Annotated in this window: 12 protein-coding genes; 5 read left to right on the plus strand and 7 right to left on the minus strand. The window is 49.8% G+C overall.

The window, feature by feature from the left end:
* Window positions 1-19: 19 nt before the first annotated feature.
* Together Q8W22_RS01780 and Q8W22_RS01785 are read right to left on the minus strand one after the other, a co-directional pair.
* Window positions 20-3,190: a DUF3427 domain-containing protein gene (locus Q8W22_RS01780; RefSeq protein ID WP_305451437.1), complete on the minus strand. Its 3,171-nt coding sequence runs from the start codon at window positions 3,188-3,190 to the stop codon at window positions 20-22.
* 63 nt (window positions 3,191-3,253) lie between these two features.
* On the minus strand, window positions 3,254-3,532 hold the full coding sequence (locus Q8W22_RS01785) for a hypothetical protein (protein ID WP_305451438.1): 279 nt from the start codon (window positions 3,530-3,532) through the stop codon (window positions 3,254-3,256).
* Window positions 3,533-3,932: 400 nt separating this feature from the next.
* On the opposite strand from Q8W22_RS01785, the gene Q8W22_RS01790 reads away from it, so the two are divergent.
* From Q8W22_RS01790 to Q8W22_RS01810, 5 genes are all read left to right on the plus strand, one after another.
* Window positions 3,933-4,640, plus strand: a complete 708-nt coding sequence (locus Q8W22_RS01790; protein WP_305451439.1) for a tRNA-uridine aminocarboxypropyltransferase — start codon at window positions 3,933-3,935, stop codon at window positions 4,638-4,640.
* 202 nt (window positions 4,641-4,842) lie between these two features.
* Entirely contained in the window at window positions 4,843-5,565 is a 723-nt protein-coding gene (locus tag Q8W22_RS01795) for a YebC/PmpR family DNA-binding transcriptional regulator (RefSeq protein ID WP_303431273.1), read from the plus strand.
* Between the two features lie 311 nt (window positions 5,566-5,876).
* Window positions 5,877-7,640: a choice-of-anchor I family protein gene (locus Q8W22_RS01800; RefSeq protein ID WP_305451440.1), complete on the plus strand. Its 1,764-nt coding sequence runs from the start codon at window positions 5,877-5,879 to the stop codon at window positions 7,638-7,640.
* A gap of 219 nt (window positions 7,641-7,859) precedes the next feature.
* Window positions 7,860-8,852, plus strand: a complete 993-nt coding sequence (locus Q8W22_RS01805; RefSeq protein WP_303431271.1) for a hypothetical protein — start codon at window positions 7,860-7,862, stop codon at window positions 8,850-8,852.
* A 1-nt stretch (window position 8,853) separates the two neighbouring features.
* Window positions 8,854-9,630 (plus strand): HIRAN domain-containing protein, encoded by a 777-nt coding sequence (locus Q8W22_RS01810; RefSeq protein WP_305451441.1) that lies wholly within the window; start codon window positions 8,854-8,856, stop codon window positions 9,628-9,630.
* A gap of 73 nt (window positions 9,631-9,703) precedes the next feature.
* Here Q8W22_RS01810 and aroE read toward each other — a convergent pair whose 3' ends face one another.
* The 5 genes from aroE to dprA form a co-directional block, all read right to left on the minus strand.
* Entirely contained in the window at window positions 9,704-10,528 is an 825-nt protein-coding gene (gene aroE, locus Q8W22_RS01815; protein WP_305451442.1) for a shikimate dehydrogenase, read from the minus strand.
* A 43-nt stretch (window positions 10,529-10,571) separates the two neighbouring features.
* Window positions 10,572-11,522 carry an oxygen-dependent coproporphyrinogen oxidase gene (gene hemF, locus Q8W22_RS01820; protein ID WP_305451443.1) on the minus strand — a complete coding sequence of 317 codons (951 nt, stop codon included), beginning with the start codon at window positions 11,520-11,522 and terminating at the stop codon, window positions 10,572-10,574.
* Window positions 11,523-11,551: 29 nt separating this feature from the next.
* On the minus strand, window positions 11,552-12,109 hold the full coding sequence (locus tag Q8W22_RS01825) for an L-threonylcarbamoyladenylate synthase (protein WP_303431267.1): 558 nt from the start codon (window positions 12,107-12,109) through the stop codon (window positions 11,552-11,554).
* Window positions 12,110-12,657: 548 nt separating this feature from the next.
* Window positions 12,658-13,068 carry a DUF2513 domain-containing protein gene (locus Q8W22_RS01830; RefSeq protein WP_305451444.1) on the minus strand — a complete coding sequence of 137 codons (411 nt, stop codon included), beginning with the start codon at window positions 13,066-13,068 and terminating at the stop codon, window positions 12,658-12,660.
* A 479-nt stretch (window positions 13,069-13,547) separates the two neighbouring features.
* A complete protein-coding gene (gene dprA / locus Q8W22_RS01835) occupies window positions 13,548-14,657 on the minus strand; it encodes a DNA-processing protein DprA (protein ID WP_305451445.1) in 1,110 nt (369 codons plus the stop codon).
* Window positions 14,658-14,721: the final 64 nt, after the last annotated feature.

Here is a 14,721-nt window from a genome sequence, read left to right on the forward strand (position 1 = left end):
GCCCTGTAAAAAAATGATATCAACCTAAGGAAAGCTTCGCAGCAGCATGCCAAATAAATGCAGGCATTGGCTTTTCAAGCTCCCAAGTAATATTCATGGGTTTAGAGCCAGAATGGCTTACGTAATTAACACATCCCAAGTTAACAAAGGCCATAGTTCTACCATCCAAATCTTTGGTTTTTTCGCGTACAAATAATATTATTTTTCGACCATTTATAGCTTGTTGAATATAATCTTTTCCCCTGCCACGATCAGGCCTAGCACTATTTTGTGTTTGCCAATGAAAAAGAGTTTCTGTTACTGCATAATCATGATACATCACGGTAGGAGAGAAATGTTTTTCTGTCTTATCTAATGTTACGAATAATAGTTCGGTATTTGTATTCTTAACAGAAATAACGCCCTCAAAGGCAACCGTCTCACTTTCAAAATCATTTAATCCATAAGCCGTGAATATTTGCTCTCTTGAATATCTACTATGCAAAAACAGTGGGACATCAAAAATATTATCAGGAGCAATCTCTACATGTTCAATCCGGCCAATAGAAATATCAATAACATCTACAAGCTCTGCTTGTAATTTTTCATTCTTCAAAGCCCTAAGGCTTTCCTCTAGACAGGAAAATCCGAGACTAAGACCAGGCTTACCCCAAAATGCGTAATGCGTCATAATTCCATATATTTTTTCTTTTTTGGAAATCAATGGCATATCGAAATTACTGCAACATAACGTTTTAAGAAATTTAAGATAGTCCATGCTATTACAAGACATAATATGTCGATATATGGCCCGTCCATAAGGGTTTGTCAAATCCATTCCTACTTCAGGTTCTTGTATTTCTCCAGAAAGTACAGAATCAACCAATTGATTCCACCCTCGCTTGTTGTTAGTTTGAACTTTATAGATATCTTCAATAGTGACTTGAGGATTTATTTTCAAAAAATTTGACAAAGTAAGCGGTAAATCAGTCTGGTGTTTGAAATTAACTAGCATCCTCTTTAGTCGTGTTAAGTTAAAAACTGCTGCTCGTATATTATTTAAAATTTGAGCTTTTGCTTTTTCTTCTACCACTAAGTTACAGCCAGATGGAAGATGAGGAAAGCCATTTTCAACTTCTTCCTTAATGGATTTTTTAGTTTTTCCAATCAATGCCCGCAAGCGCGAAGAAAAATCATACTCCGAGCGTGAATTTCCAACAAAATCCAGAACCGTACAACTATCCTTATCCATTGTAAGTCGTAATCCACGTCCGAGTTGCTGCAAAAAAACAGTTAATGATTCTGTAGGCCTCAAAAACAATAATGTATCGATCTCTGGAATATCGACACCTTCATTAAACATATCAACAACACATAATATATTAATTTCTGCCATTCTAATCTGTCGACGTAAAAAATCTCTCTCATGACTATTATTTGAGGTCAAACACCCCGCCTTTAATCCTACCTTTAAAAACTCATTCACCATAAATTCAGCATGCTCTCGATCGACGCAAAAAGCTAATGCTCTACATTCAGAGACATCTGTTAAGATATCTGTCATTGCCTGTAAGATGTGTTTGGTTCTCACAGGATCTTGTCTATAAAGACGGCTCAATTCTGCCTGGTCATATCGCCCATTATTCCAATTAACTGATGCTAAATTGGTATCATCATAAATCATAAAATAATGGAATGGTGTCAAAATTCGCTGGTTAATAGCTTCTGGCAATCGAATTTCTGCAGCAATAACACCATAAAAATCATCAAGTATATCTAAGCCATCATGACGCTCAGGAGTAGCTGTCAAACCAAGTAATATTTTTGGTTTAAAATAAGACAATATTTCACGATATGAATTGGCTGCTATGTGGTGGACCTCATCAACAACAATAAAGTCATAGAAGTCACCGGTCAGCGACAACTTTCCATTTGACAAATTATTTTTCAAGCTTTGAACTGAAGCAAAGAGAGAATCATAACTTGTTGGACTTTCGCCACTAAACCATAATGCCCCCCAATTTTTATCACGCAAAATTGATCGATAACTGGACAGCGCTTGTTGTAAAATCTCCTGTCGATGAGCAACAAATAAAAATTTCGCCTGTGGATGTGCACGATAATAGCGTGAAAAATCAAATGCTGATATTAAAGTTTTTCCAGTACCTGTTGCAGCGACGATAAGATTACGGAAACGACCATGTAGTTGCCTTTCTACAGTTAATCGCTCCAACACTTCTTTCTGGTGAGGATAAGGGTTTATATCAAAATCCACACCTGAGAATTCATATTTCGAACCACCTTCATTACTTAAAGATATTCGTAGTTTTTTCTCACTACATTCAGATCCATCGTATATTTCAAAGTCACTCGAATTCCAATATACTTCAAACATATCCAAAGATTTTTTCAAAATATGTGGAATCTCTTGCGATGTAATCTTTAAATTCCATTCGAGCCCGTTTGTCAATGCCGAATGAGATAGATTCGACGAGCCAATATATCCGGTATCAAAACCAGTTTTACGTTTAAACAAATATGATTTAGCATGCAGCCTCTCAGAGCTGGTATTGTAACTGAGCTTTACTTCCGTATTCGGCAGACCAGCCAGAAACTGTACCGCTTTAAAATCTGTTGCTCCCATATAAGAAGTTGTAATGACTTTTAATTTTCGACCAGATTTAGTAAAACTTTCTAATTCATCTTTGAAAATACGAATACCAGTCCACTTTATAAACGATACTAATAAATAAATTTCGTCTGCCGATAAAATCTCTCGCTTAATCTCACTCTCAAGTGACAATCCAGAATTATTACCGCAGAACAATTCACTTTCAGACAGTCCTGTCAGCGGCATTATTCTCTCTGCGTAGGCTTCTAAGTCTGCGGCAATGGGGTTTTCTTTCTGCAGCAAGGCTGTAAGAATTCGGCCTTTAGTGTCGAGTAAATTCTCACTTAATAAATTTTTTTCCAGTAAATTATCATCAACCCATTGCATCAATTGGTTAGTGAATTCTAGTTTATCTTTTAATGAATTACCTGATCTTGGTAGGTTTTCTAATGCTATTGATAAAATCTTTGCTAAAAAATTTGCCAACCATAATGCGGCCTCATTCGGCTCAATTTTTCGTTCTGCTATATAGTATTTATCACTATTCAACTGCAGCTTGAGTGACTCAGTGATTAGTTGTTCGTAAATACCCTGTTCCATCAGAAAAACCTCATCATTAAGGACAAATCTAACAAATATTTTTTAGAAATTTCAGTAATTATACTACCCCACAACCTCGATAAAGATGTCCGCTGGCTCGCGGGTAATCACGTAGCCCAGGCTTTTAAGGGAGGTAAAGCCGCTGCTTAATACCGGTGTTTCACTGCCGCTATCGGCATAGGTCCAAACGTTTTCGGGGGACTCTTGCATGATTTCGAGCACTCGGGCGTACTCCAGTCCGCTACGCCCCATCAGGCAGCCATCCAGTCCGGCCTGTTCGTTATGGGGGTTACGTATGGGGCGATATTCTTCAAAAAATTCCTGGGTGGTGATGGTGCGCATGCTGATCTCCGCTGGTTTGCTGCGATGTGCCTGAATCTGGTGTGGATGTACCAGGGTGGAGTGTACTTGGCTGTCATCCATTTGGGTGCAGGTATTTGCTGGAGTGTCCTGGTTTGGTCATAAAATCAGGAGTAGTGGTGGTTTTTGTCGTTATTCTGTCTCTCGGGGCTATTGTTTAACCGCGCCAGGCCTGTCAATACCGGTTCATACTCCGAACCTATCCCCTATCCCCTATCGCCCGGCATCGTTGTTCAACCACCCAACGCCGCTGTTTAACCGTTGTTCTGTCCCGGTTTTCTGACGACGGTCTGGCCCGCTTCTGCCCGATAAGGCAACCACAATTTGCCGCTGCGGTCACTTTGCCTCACTATGCGCTCCCTTTTCTCCCCGTGTACTGATCATGTCTGATGTTCCTCCTGTGCTCGAAAATGCGGTTACTCGTCTGCGTCAGCGCGAGTTGGCGCAGTCCCGACGGGCATTTATTGCCCGTGGCGGGCGGATGGTTCGTTGTCCGCATTGTTTGCTGTCGGTGCCCTTGTGTTTGTGTTCAGAACGGCCAGCGCCGTCGGATGAAGCGGCCGTTTGTCTGATTTTTTATAAGGGTGAGGTCTACAAACCCAGTAACAGCGGCCGTCTGGCGGCGGATGTATTAAGCGATAATCACGCTTTTCTGTGGAATCGCACCGAGCCGGATCCGGCCTTGCTGGCGTTGCTGACCAATCCGGCTTATGCCCCTGTACTGGTGTTTCCGTTCCAGTACGCCGACAGTCACCGTCGCCTCGATACTCCCGCGGCGTTGCAGCAATACCGTACACAGGCCGCGGAGTCCCGGCGCAAACCGCTGCTGGTATTGCTGGATGGCAGCTGGCGGGAAGCGCGCAAGATGTTCCGTAGCCCCTGTCTGGCTAATCTACCGGTGTTGGGTATTCAGCCACAGGCTCCGGGCAACTATCAGTTACGGGAAGCGGCGCACGATTATCAATTGGGTACTGCTGAGGTGACGATCGAGATCCTGCAGCAGTTGCAGGCACCGGTTGCCAGCGCTCGTCTGGCGGTATATTTCAACCTGTTCCGTGAACGTTATCTGGCCGGCAAGCCCAGTCACTGAGCGGCAATGTGGCCAGCCGCGGATTTAATCAGCGGGCAGAAGGCTGTTTTCTGGCGCTCAGAATGATTCAGCAACGACTGACAGACGTCGGCTTTGCGGTGGAAATCCATGGCCTGCGGCCGGATCGACAAGACAGCTTCCGTTGCAATGGGTACAATTCGGGCGTTTTTTGACTTATTCACCCAAGAAAAGACTGATTCCCATGGGCAGAGCGTATCAAAACCGGAAAGAATCCATGGCCAAAACGGCCGCGGCAAAAACCAAGGTCTACTCCAAGTATGGCCGTGAAATTTATGTAGCCGCCAAGGCGGGCGGTACCGACCCATCGGCAAACCTGTCGTTGCGTTCCCTGATCGATCGGGCCAAGAAAGACCAGGTACCGACCCACGTGATCGAGAAGGCCATCGACAAAGCCAACGGTGGCACGGGCGAAGACTTCCAGCCCGCGTTGTACGAAGGCATTGCTCCGGGTGGGGCCATGGTGTTGATCAGCGCCCTGACCGATAACCCCAACCGTACTTTCGGTGAAATCCGCGGTGTGTTCTCCAAATGCAAGGCCAAACTGGGCAGCCAGGGCTCGGTCTCACACATGTTCGATCATCGCGCCATGTTTGTATTTGCCGATGACAGCGAAGATGACGCGCTGGAGATGCTGATGGAAGCGGATATCGATGTCTCGGATATCGACTGCGAAGACGGCATGGTAACGGTGCTGGTGCCACCTACTGAGTTTTTCAAAACCAAAACCGCTCTGACCAGCTGGCGTCCTGATATTGATTTCGAAATGGAAGAAATCACCTATCTGCCGCAGATGCCGCACCCGATTGCCGCCGACGATGTTGAGCACTTTGAGCGTTTTGCCAATCTGATGAACGATCTGGAAGATGTGCAGGAAATCTACCATAACGGTGAATTTGAAAGCTGATTCCCAGCGATTGCAGGTCTTGAACAGCCGCCAGCTCTGGCGGTTGTTCCGCTGTTGGCCGCACCACACCGGCTACCGTTTTCTTGCCCGGTTATGATCCACTTCTCGCTTGTATTGATTCTTTAATGGATCAGTAACACCCGCTCCAACACCCGCTCCCTAGCCTCTCTGCAACTCTTTATGGCGTCAGCATTCTGCCATTTGAGTGTCATCCAACTGTCATACCCGAGTCAAAGCACTGTCATTAAACAGTCATACGCTAACGCACCATATATGACCTTAAAAAACATTGGCTTACAAAGGATATCGCAATGACTCTTGAGATGATGAAGAAGACGGCACTGGCTGTAGCAATGGCATCACTGCTGGCTGCGTGTGGCTCTGATGGCGATGACGGCACCAATGGTGTTGACGGTACTAATGGCGTTGATGGCACCAATGGCGTTGATGGCACCAATGGTGTTGACGGCACCGATGGCGTTGACGGCACCGATGGCGTTGACGGCACCGATGGCGTTGACGGTACCGATGGTGTTGATGGCTTCAGTGGTCAGCTGGTTCAGGTCGGCCGTTATGAGTCGGGTATTTATGACGATGGCGGTGCTGAAATCGTTGCCTTCGACAGCACCACCAACAAACTGTTTGTGATCAACTCAGGGAATGCCGCGGTTGACGTACTCGACCTGAATGATCCATCCGCCCCAACGCTGCTGGGCACTATTTCTGCCGAAGACGCCGGTGTAGCCGGCTTCGAAGTCGGTGGTGTTAACAGCGTTGCCGTCAGTAACGGCATTCTGGCCCTCGCCGTCGAAGCAGATACCAAACAGGACAACGGTCGTGCTTACTTCTACAACAGCGACTCGCTGACGTTCCTTGCTTCTGTTGAAGTGGGTGCCTTGCCAGATATGATCACCTTCTCACCCGACGGTAACACCGTACTGGTCGCCAACGAAGGCGAGCCCAACGATGATTACACCGTTGACCCAGAGGGTTCAGTCTCCATCATCCGCCTCGTCAACGGCGTACCAACCGTCAGCACCGCGGGCTTCTCTGCGTTCAATACTGATGGCGCCACCCCGATTGATGACGACGTCCGTATCTTTGGCCCTGGTGCCACCGTCGCCCAGGATCTGGAGCCAGAATATATTGCAGTGTCTGCCGACAACAGCACGGCCTTTGTATCGCTGCAAGAAAACAACGCCATGGCAATCGTCGACATCGCTACCGCTACGGTAACAGACGTAGTAGCGCTGGGCTTCAAGGACCACAGTGTTCAAGGCAACGGCCTGGATGCCAACAAGGAAGACGAGGTTGCCAATATCGAACAGCAACCACTGCTTGGCATGTACATGCCAGACTCCATCGCTTCTTACTCGTTTAACGGCAACACCTATATCGTTACCGCCAACGAAGGTGATGCACGGGACTATGATGGCTTCGCTGAAGAATCCGATCTGGAAGACCTGAACCTGGATACCACAGCCTTCACTTCCGACCAGATTGCCGTACTGCAAGACGGCGACGCTGGCCTGGGTGGCCTGACCGTATCCGGCGTTGATGGCGATACCGACAACGACGGCGATATCGATGAAATCTACGTCTACGGCGCGCGCTCGTTCTCTATCTGGAATGCAGAAGGCGACCTGGTGTTTGATTCTGGCGATCAGTTCGAGCAAACCGTTGCCGATACCACGCCTTATTACTTCAACGCCTCCAACGACAACAACAAGATCGACAACCGTTCCGACAACAAAGGGCCAGAGCCAGAAGGCCTGACTCTGGGTGAAGTGAACGGCGAAACCTACGCGTTTATTGGTCTCGAACGTCAGGGTGGCATCATGGTGTTTAACGTCAGCAACCCGTTCGCACCACAGTTTGTAACCTACGAACTGAACCGTGACTTCTCTGTTGATATCGACGAAATCGACGATGGCAACCTGGCCGCTGGCGCAGCTGGCGATCTGGCTCCAGAAGGTCTGGCCTTTGTCTCTGCCGACAACAGCCCAAGCGGTAACGCCCTGGTTATTGTGGGTAACGAAGTGTCCGGTACTACTACCGTGTACGAATTCAAGTAAGTCGCACCACGCTCGAAAAAAACCGGCTGAATAGCCGGTTTTTTTATGTCTGTCTCCCATAACCGTCTGTAGTCCCCCTGGCTATCTGCTGGGCAAACCGACAAGTTGTTAGAGCCTCGATTCATGGATACTATTTCTTTGCCATACAGAGATCGTCTGTCGATCGTATGCCGTATTACACCAGTTAGGAATTTTGTCTTTTAATGGAGTAACAACGCCATGATTGATCGGCAAGAGGTTTATCAGAAGCCTGATCAGATCATCGATATTGCAAACTGGAATATCCATCAGGACTACGAAGTCTTTCCCGTTGGGGCGCGCGAGAAATCATTGCGCGTGTGCCCGATGAAAGCTCCATTTGATTTCTGTCTTCCTGGTCATCGCTACCTGTTTAAAGAATCCATCAAAAGTGCCAGAAATCCGGAACAATCACGTTATCCAGATCAGTACTGGGCCGAAGTGATCGCTTTTCGTATCGGGCGCCTGATGAAACTCAGGCTTCCCCCTGTGTTTGTAGCGATCGATTCAACCCGTAACGAGCCAGGAACGCTAAATGAGTGGTTTCTGGGTTATCCCAACTCCCCTGAAGAACGCTTCTTTGCCGGCGGGGAATATATGCAGCGCCTTATTCCTGGCTATGACCGGGAAAAGGGCCGACAGCACAACCTGACGACTATAATCAAACTGAGCAAGGTATTGGAGCGCAAGAAATACCTCGCATCCGACTGGCAATATTATTGGGGATTGTGCCTGTGTTTTGATGCCTTGATCGGCAATACCGATCGTCATCAAGAGAATTGGGGATTGATTTGGTCAGAAACAGATCCCCCTGTACGGTTTGCTCCTTATTTTGATAACGGCACCAGTCTCGGGCACGAGTTGCAGCGGGACAAAATGCAGAACATGATGCGCGACCATCATCAGCTAGACTGTTACATTCGCAGAGGCCGACACCAAATGCGTTGGCACTCCGAGGATACCCAGCGCCTATCATTAACCGAAGGTGTTGTCCGCTATTGTGAGTATTTCCCCAGAATCAAACCAATACTGATAGAGCGCCTGACAGGGCTGTGCGAAGATGAAATCAGACAGCCGTTGCATGATATGACTCTTTTTGATATGCCACATCCATTGACTCAGCAACGGGCTGATTTTATTACCTTGCTGACCCTGACAAGGAGAGATGGCCTGCTACAGGCACTGGAGAACTGACATGAACCGTTTCATCGAACACTTGGTTGAGCCACAACGATTACTGCTGTACTGGCAGGCGCGCGAGAGCCAACAACGCTCGCGATTTCGTGTGGGCCAAATAGTAAAACGAGGTGAAAAGGTAGTGTTGCAGTACAGTGCTGAACACGACATGACACAAGCCAAACAAATGGGGTTTCAGGGTCATCCTGCTTTTCCGCTACAACAAGAAAGGCATGAACATCAGGTAATGGAGGCATTTACCCGGCGTCTGCCACCACGTAGTCGGCGTGATTTTACTCGCTACATGGCCCTTCGAGCCATTCCGGAAGGTGCACAACTAAGTGATTTTGCTTTACTCGGTTATAGCGGTGCCAAATTGCCAGATGATGGTTTTGAGCTGGTTCATCCTTTTGACGAACCTCCGGAAGTATTTGAAATACTGATTGAAATTGCCGGTTTTCGGCACGAGACAGAAGTTAAAGCAGAAACATTAAAAGCGGGTGATTCAATCCGCTTTGTGATCGAGCCAGATAATTCAGTGGACAACGATGCAATACTCATTGAGCACGCAGGCCACAAACTTGGCTATGTCCCCAGAGGGCATCTTGATATGTTCCATCGCATGCTTTCTCAAGGAGCAAACATATCCGGAGAAGTTTTTCGTATCAACGGCAGCCTGGAGCGACCTCTGATTTATGTACTCACCCAAATTGCACAAAGCCCTCTGCAAAAACCTGCATTGATGTGCGCAAGCACTTCTGGTGGTCAGCATGAGATGGCCAATACAAAGACATAAAAAAACGTCTGTGTACCAGCTATGCCAGTACTCTCTTGAGGAGCAGAATCCACGCTGAAGAAGAACCATGCCGCTAGCGACGGCGGTCGTTCCGCAACATCGACAACACCGGAGCCACATCCGGGCGCTTGCCACGCCAGACGTAAAACGCTTCTGCGGCCTGCCCGACCAGCATCCCTAAACCGTCGATCGTCTGTGCTGCCCCGAGGGCACCGGCCCAGGCGTTGAATACCGTGGCCTGATCTCCGTACATCATGTCGTAGGTGATGGTGTGATGTGCTACCAGCTCATCGGCCAGCGGTGGCAAGTCGCCTCCCAGGCTGGCAGAGGTGCCGTTGATAATCAGATCAAATGGCCCACTCAACCCAGCAAAACCGCTGGCGCAGATGTTGCCCAGATCACTGAAATCTGCCGCCAGTTGCTCCGCCTTGCTCACCGTGCGGTTGGCGATCACCAGCTCTGCCGGGTGTTCTTCCAGCAGGGGCTGCAGCACACCTTTAACGGCACCACCGGCTCCCAACAGCAAGATACGTTGCCCGGCCAATGGCACCTGGTGTCGTTTCAGATCCAGCACCAGTCCGGCACCGTCGGTGTTATCTCCCAGCAACGAGCCATCCGGCTGTTTTTTCAGGGTGTTGACGGCACCGGCTCGCCGGGCCCGGTCGGTATAGGCATCGGCGAGCTGATAGGCCTCTTCCTTGAACGGTACGGTGATATTCATGCCACAACCGCCACCATGTTCAAAAAACAGCCGGGCGTCGCGCTCAAAACCATCACGCGGGAATAACAGCGCGGTGTAGAGAATGTCTTCGCCGGTTTGCGCCGCAAACTCGGTGTGTATCAGCGGTGACTTGCTGTGCCCAATGGGATTGCCCACAACGGCGTAACGATCGGTCATACAGAAACTCCTGCGTATCCTGACGATGGTGTCAACCCGGTGCTCAGACCCAGTCTTTATGAGGCAAAAAGTCGGTGTATAAACGTGCTTCGGCCGATCCCGGTTCTGGCTGCCAGTCGTAATCCCAGTGCACCACCGGCGGCAAGGACATCAGAATGGATTCGGTACGGCCACCGGTTTGCAAACCAAAAATCGTTCCACGATCAAATACCAGATTAAACTCGACATAGCGGCCACGGCGATAACACTGGAACTTGCGCTCACGCTCCCCCCAGGGCTGGTCTTTGCGACGCGCCACAATCGGGACATAGGCATCAATATAGGCATTACCCACCGCTTGCATAAAGGCAAAGCTTTTGTCGAAATTACGCTCGCCATCCCATTCGTTGAGGTCATCAAAAAACAGGCCGCCAACGCCTCGGGTTTCGTTGCGGTGCTTGAGGAAAAAGTACTCGTCACACCACTGTTTGTATCTTGGGAAGATTTCATCACCAAAGGGGGCACAGGCATCCTTGGCGGTCTGGTGCCAGTGCACCACATCCTCTTCGTATGGATAAAACGGCGTCAGATCCAGACCACCACCAAACCACCACACCGGCGCTTCGCCGGGTTTTTCGGCCACAAACAGCCGTACATTGGCGTGTGATGTCGGCACATAGGGGTTTTCCGGGTGTATCACCAGCGAGACGCCCAATGCCTGAAAACTGCGTCCAGCCAACTCCGGCCGGTTGGCCGTCGCCGATGCGGGCAAGGTTTGCCCACGCACATGAGAGAAATTCACCCCACCTTTTTCAATCACCGCCCCGTTGGCAATCACACGGGTACGGCCACCACCAAGCAACTGCAGGCTGCCCTCGGCTTCGTCCCGCTCCCAGGTGTCTTCACTGAAGCGGGCCTGGCCATCCTGCTGCTCCAGTGCAGCGCAGATACGATCCTGTAAATCGAGTAAAAAAGCTTTGACTGCGTCGACGTCGCAGTGGCTGTGATCGGTCATTAAAAGAGGCTCCTGAGGGTCGACGGGCATCAGCGCAAGCGCGTGCCGTCCAGAGTTCGAATTTCGGAAGGTTGACGACGGCCACCCAGTACACCAGGCAGTAAATAATCCAGATCGTCGGCAAAATACTGCCGCACCTTCAGCGCCGTGCGGGCAGGCTCGGCTCCGGCCGGATTGGCAGAGGTCGAGACCAGTGGCCCGACCTGTTGGCACAAGGCCGACACCAGTGGATGATCGGCAATACGCACCGCCAGCGATGCATGTTCGCCCCGTAACAACGGACTGACGTCATCCCTGCAAGGCAACACCCAGGACACCGGCCCTGGCCAGCTGGCACGCACCTGAGCTTCATCACTGCTGCTCAACGGCAAGAGCCAGTCATCCAGCTGTGATAACGAGGCAGCCACCACCACCAGACCTTTTTGCCACGGCCGCTGTTTTAACGCCAGTATCCGCTCGATCGCACGTTCATCCGCCGGGTGACAACCCAGCCCCCAGACGGCTTCGGTCGGATAGGCAATCACGCCACCGCTGTTCACGGCACGGCACGCCTGCTGCAAATGCCAGGCATTAAGGTAAAAAGACAAGGTGCTGTTCCTGCAAGATAATTGGCCGAACCCTACCCCATCACCGGAAGCTCGACAAGCATCCGCCAGCGCAACGTGCTGGCTGGCTGATTGAGAGCAGATTGTTTGGCTGTTGGGTATCCTTGCGCTTTCGTCGGTGTGGGGGACATATATTTAATCCTGCACGGCTCTGCGCGAGTATTGCCGTTGTTCAGGGCAAGGCGACGAATGCAGCGAAATAACGAGTCCTTTTCAAATTTGTCAACACCGCACTGGACGGCTGCTCATTATCCCCGACATTTCAATGATCGTTTCCTACGAGGTTGAACACTACCAAGGGATCAGCTGCTCCATCTTGTTGGGAAAGACTTCACGGCGAGTTTTGCGCTTTTTGTTTTGGTGTTCGAGTTCGGCCAAGGTCATCTGGGTCATGGTCAGTCGTCCTGCTAATGAGTCAGGTGATTATTGCTGATTTTGGAGAGTTTTTCAGAGTGTCCTAGCGCCCAAAGCGGCGACGCGCGTTAGCACGTTCAGCCTGCAGGGCGATGCCGCCTTTGTTTGTTATGTGCTTATTCATCGCGACCCAGCAATGACGTGACTTTTTTCTTGGTATAACCTTCAAAAAGATCTTTTGACACCCGACAAAGAGTACCTATTGATGCGTCTTTAAATTCAGATTTAATAGTATCCCAGACTTCACTGTTTCTAAGTGCCTCAAGAAATTCATGGCCAGCTGCAGTTAAACGCAACGGAACCTCAGACCATGAAATATTGCCATCAGCACCCTTTAGATAGCCAAGACCATGACCCTGCTCACGCTCGACAAAATTTTGGTCTGCCAGAATACTTAAATGAAATATAAATTTGTCTTCTTGATAGCTAAAACCAGCGTGTTCTAATTTTTTAATATCCGTGGTCGGGGTATTTGAAGCTTCGAATGCCTCAAGCAACCCTTTCAAATATTCCTGATCAATTTTCACAAGTTACTCCTTAACTCTGATGGGTAAATAACAGTTTTATTTCTGAGCATGCGCGTTTTTCTGTTGGCACGATTTGTTGCTAGAGGAGGGCAGGTATTTGAATTGATTGATGATTTCCGCTTTCACCAAACTCTCCTCCCTGGAAAAACACGCATGCTCGTTTTTCTGTTTTAACGTGCGCATTAATTTTGAGTTAAAAACGCAAAATCATTGAACTTCATGAGGTTACGCTAACACCGACCGAAAAAACACGCAAGCTCTCTGGAAATACGCGCATGGATTTTCTCTTCGACTTGATAAAACTGTTCATATATACAGTTTTATCGAGAAAGGCAGCAGCATGAGCACAAGCCCTTTCATCAATCACATCTCCAGATTCATGCGGCTGAATGGATACAGCCTCAGAACAGAGAGGTCATGATGACTGGGCAGCAGGCTCTGGTAACCCTCTGTATCTTAGACTCCAATCAGGCCAGCCCTCAGCGCAAACGCCGATAGCCGCCCGGCTCCTGTACCAGCCAGCCTTCGAGTTCCAGCTCCAGCAGATTCGCCATCAACGAGGAGACCGATTCGCCAGTACGAATGGCCAGTACATCAAGGCTGGTGGTCGAGGCAAAATCCAGTTCCGTTACCAATGCGGGGGCCGCCGGGCTGGCTGTGGTCGGAGTCGCTGTGGCTGTTGACGATGCAGATACCGGGGCTGGCGGTGCCGTCAGGTCAAATAACGCCAGCTCTTGCAGAATGTCTTCGGCGTCCCGCACCAGCAGTGCGCCATCACGAATCAGCTGATGACAACCGGCGGCCAGTGGGTTGGTGACTGCACCGGGCAAGGCCATGACTTCCCGCCCTTGCTGGGCCGCCAGCCGGGCGGTAATCAGCGAACCGCTTTTGATCGCGGCTTCAACCACGACAACCGCCTGACACAAGCCACTCACGATCCGATTACGGCCAGGAAAGAAGGATGCCTGGGGCTGGGTACCTGCTGGCAGTTCCGACAAGACCAGGCCTTGCTGGCGTATCCGGTTGTACAGTTGCCGATGACGTTTGGGATAAACCACATCGGCACCACAACCCAGCACCGCTACCGTGCTGCCTCCACTATCCAGCGCCCCCTGATGCGCTGCCGCGTCAATGCCCAGTGCCATACCACTCACGACGCACACACCGGCCTGGGCCAGGTCAGCAGCACACTGTCTGGCCCAGTCACGGGCATAAGGGGTGGGATTACGACTGCCGACCATGGCCACCAGCGGTTGTTGCAGCAGCGCCGGATTACCGCGCCAATAAAGCCACAATGGGGCATCACTGAGGCTTGCCAGGGCTGTTGGGTAGCGGGAATCGTCGCAGGTCAGTACGCCCTGGCCCGGCTCTGCTTGCCAATCCAGTAAGGCATAAAATACATCGGTGAGGGGTTGTTGCTGATATTGCTGTACCGCGGCCGGTTGCAGCCCCAGTGCCAACAACTCATCAGGGGTGCAGGCAAGCAGCGCATCGAGGCTGCCCAGCTGTTCGCGCAGTTGATAGAGAGTGGTAACGCCCACCCCACGTACCTGGCGCAGACGCCACCAGGCTGCTAACCGCTCATCCATGAGCATGGCTCCTACTGTTTTCTGTTCGTTAACACGCCTGTCTGACGGTCTGGCCTGCAGCGCT

Origin of the sequence: Oceanobacter sp. 1_MG-2023 (assembly GCF_030689025.1) — a bacterium.
In the GTDB taxonomy this organism is placed as follows: domain Bacteria; phylum Pseudomonadota; class Gammaproteobacteria; order Pseudomonadales; family Oceanobacteraceae; genus Oceanobacter.

What these genes read in the sequence shown, in the direction of transcription:
- dprA (WP_305451445.1), bottom strand. Translation starts at nt 14,657, where the DNA reads ATGGATGAGCGGTTAGCAGCCTGGTGGCGTCTGCGCCAGGTACGTGGG.
- Q8W22_RS01795 (WP_303431273.1), top strand. Translation starts at nt 4,843, where the DNA reads ATGGGCAGAGCGTATCAAAACCGGAAAGAATCCATGGCCAAAACGGCC.
- Q8W22_RS01780 (WP_305451437.1), bottom strand. Translation starts at nt 3,190, where the DNA reads ATGGAACAGGGTATTTACGAACAACTAATCACTGAGTCACTCAAGCTG.
- aroE (WP_305451442.1), bottom strand. Translation starts at nt 10,528, where the DNA reads ATGACCGATCGTTACGCCGTTGTGGGCAATCCCATTGGGCACAGCAAG.
- Q8W22_RS01800 (WP_305451440.1), top strand. Translation starts at nt 5,877, where the DNA reads ATGACTCTTGAGATGATGAAGAAGACGGCACTGGCTGTAGCAATGGCA.
- hemF (WP_305451443.1), bottom strand. Translation starts at nt 11,522, where the DNA reads ATGACCGATCACAGCCACTGCGACGTCGACGCAGTCAAAGCTTTTTTA.
- Q8W22_RS01805 (WP_303431271.1), top strand. Translation starts at nt 7,860, where the DNA reads ATGATTGATCGGCAAGAGGTTTATCAGAAGCCTGATCAGATCATCGAT.
- Q8W22_RS01790 (WP_305451439.1), top strand. Translation starts at nt 3,933, where the DNA reads ATGTCTGATGTTCCTCCTGTGCTCGAAAATGCGGTTACTCGTCTGCGT.
- Q8W22_RS01785 (WP_305451438.1), bottom strand. Translation starts at nt 3,532, where the DNA reads ATGCGCACCATCACCACCCAGGAATTTTTTGAAGAATATCGCCCCATA.
- Q8W22_RS01810 (WP_305451441.1), top strand. Translation starts at nt 8,854, where the DNA reads ATGAACCGTTTCATCGAACACTTGGTTGAGCCACAACGATTACTGCTG.